Origin of the sequence: Armatimonas sp., assembly GCF_043760365.1 — a bacterium.
Lineage (GTDB): Bacteria > Armatimonadota > Armatimonadia > Armatimonadales > Armatimonadaceae > Armatimonas.
Genome location: NZ_JAYUPA010001039.1, coordinates 1 through 2,598, shown reverse-complemented (window position 1 = coordinate 2,598; position 2,598 = coordinate 1). Strand labels below are relative to the sequence as shown.

Annotated in this window: 3 protein-coding genes; 2 read left to right on the top strand and 1 reads right to left on the bottom strand. The window is 49.7% G+C overall.

Annotated elements, in window-relative coordinates; all coding sequences use genetic code 11:
- Window positions 1-221 precede the first annotated feature (221 nt).
- The gene (locus tag ACH2EH_RS26570; protein ID WP_395146442.1) at window positions 222-869 is read left to right on the top strand and encodes a hypothetical protein; all 648 of its coding nucleotides are present in this window, start codon (window positions 222-224) and stop codon (window positions 867-869) included.
- Between the two features lie 130 nt (window positions 870-999).
- A complete protein-coding gene (locus ACH2EH_RS26565) occupies window positions 1,000-2,331 on the top strand; it encodes a hypothetical protein (RefSeq protein ID WP_395146440.1) in 1,332 nt (443 codons plus the stop codon).
- 6 nt (window positions 2,332-2,337) lie between these two features.
- Here the strand turns inward: ACH2EH_RS26565 and ACH2EH_RS26560 are convergent.
- On the bottom strand, window positions 2,338-2,598 hold a 261-nt coding region (locus ACH2EH_RS26560; protein ID WP_395146438.1), incomplete at its 5' end, for a hypothetical protein.

Here is a 2,598-nt window from a genome sequence, read left to right as displayed (position 1 = left end):
ATCAGAGCCACAAAGAGCAGAAGGATTGCGTATTTCATAGTTCCTGTATCGGTAAAAAACCTCCCCAGGTTTATACTTGACAGCAGTGTTGAGCTAGTGTACACTGTCCGTGGTCGGCTACAAGTCCGTGGTCGGCTACAAGTCCGTGGTCGGCTACAAGTCCGTGGTCGGCTACAAGTCCGTGGTCGGCTACAAGTCCTGTGTAATGGAGGTTGATTAAAATGCGGTTCAATACACTTGCGGTCGTATCACTTATTTTTTGCGGATTATCTGCTCAGCCCGTTCAAGCTCAAGGTTGGGTCTTTGATCCTCTAACAATCGAAGACGTTTCACTTCCAGACCCCACCCCTTTCATCGCGTGGGGCGACGGTTACGTTGGTATCACAAGCGAATCCCCTTCCATGGGTAGTTCCCCTTTGCTTCCAGGGGTCACTGTTGGACAAGCAAATGCAAGCTTAGTAGCTACGGGGGGCATTCTTTATTCAATAATTTACGCCAGCACATTTAGAGCAGGAATAATTAAACAAAGATGTATATATTCCGGGAATAATGCTCCTCCAACAATAAAGTCTAACGAGGGCTTTGTCTGGAATAAATCGAGTACGTCCCCAGGGTATTCTGGAGTCTCTTTTGGTGGATTTCAGCCTACTAGCAACGTTGGGATGATGATTCATGAAAATGAGTACAATCCGGCATATGCATATAACATTGATCTGTCTTCTTACTCGTCAACGTTCATACTTGAAGGAAGTGTAACTGCAACAGCAGCAGTGTACGGATTGCTTAATGGTTCTACCAGCCCTAAGGCAGATGCTGTTAGGTGGTGGATTTCCGAAGAGGGCGACAATCCCTCAAATGGCACAGGGTAATCTTGCAGACTGTTCCCTGGATGCGTTAGCACTCCCTGCGTCCCCAAACTGAGACGAGGATAGCTTTTTGAAGCCGTGCCGCTTTTTCTACAATATCTGGCAGAACAAGCGGCACTATGAAGTTTAAGTCATGATTAAAGACCTTGATAGTTTATTTAGGAGTTTGAATCTCTCACTCCTTATAGAAGGTTATCCGTATGCCAACGGCTTATCAAAAGAAGGGTTCACACGGCTACAATCTGCGGTGTTACCCCTCTCCGAGAAGGTTAAACGCATCGCGGATACATTGGACTATAAAGCAACTAGAGCCTCAGGAGGATATGTATTTACCAAACGCTACTCCCATCCTAATGATCTTCCCGTACTCACCGAGTCCGAAATAAAAACGATTATCAAAAATATTGATTCGACTTGCCAAAAATTCGGACTAGGTAATAAGCCAATTGATCGTATGGGACCCGCTACTTATACCGTAGTGACATTCTATAAAGGACTCTCTGTTACTCAGAAAAATACTTTCATGAGTACAGGGATCAATTTTCAAAACCTCCCACAAGAGCAACAAAATCTTATAGAACATCTTTTGCTAGATAACTATTTCTCCTCGATATCGGCAGGATGTTTCCAAGCAAAAGTTATTTTTTCTGAGACAGAGACTTCCCAAGTCTATATTCAAGGCAAACAGGCTATCAGCTCCTTCTATCGTGTAAAGAACATCGCAACTCGTGCCCTTTTTCCTTCCACCCAGGTTCCCAAGGAGTTTCAGCAACCGGTTCCACCCAAGTGGCCGGAGGGGTATACAAAAGCCCCTACTCTGGAGGACTATCTCGAAAAGAGTAAAAGAAAAATTCAGGTGGATGCAACCCTGCGGGAGAAACCTCTGTTGGTACTGGGGAAAGAATGCGACGACAACCAGTTTCTGGCGATGCTCTCCGCATTCTGCCCGCACCAGGCAACTCGCTCGGGGGATAGGGTAATGATTTCCGCCAAACCGCTCCCCCAAACTCTGGATTTTCAACAGATCGCGGCTTCCGTGCTCCCCGAGACTCTGCGCCGCTACCTCTCAGTTCCCATTCAGGTCGGCCCTGATGTGTCAAAAATCGCTCCGATGGTCAATGTGACGGACTATCGCAAATCGGTGTTTCCGCCCGCCGGAGGGGCAGTCGTGGAGAAAGAGATTGTGGAGGAGCTAGGAAAAAGCACGGTTCCGTTCGCTAAGCTCAGTGCGTTTCAGCGGCGCTGCATGATGCTCCGTCTACTTAACCCCATTGTCGAGGGATTGATTCGGCCCGGGGGATCGGTGCCCAGCTATGTCTCACAGAGGCACCAGACTCTGATTAAGGGGCAGGTCTACTCCGCACAAGGGCGTTCGTGGCTGCAAATTACCTTTGCTATCCCCGAAGGCCCCTTAGGTGCTCCGCGTGTTCGACTGACAATGTCGCAGATTCCGCTTCCCGAGTAGCCGTTCCTACTTTCGGTAGCGTGTCGCCAGGGCCGACTCGGTGGCGCGGCGGGCGATGCGGGTAACACGCAGGCCCTCGCGCGCCGACGGTAGCGAGCCCAGCTTGCCTGTGTAGAGGGCATCGCGCCAGGCGGCGTACATCCCATGGAAGTCTTTCTCGCTCCCACCGGGCAGTTGAAGTGTTCCTTGTGAGTTGCGCACCTCGAAGAACCAGCCGTCGCGAACGTAGCGAATCAGGCCGTCGGTGCCGATCAGCTCGTAGGTAAA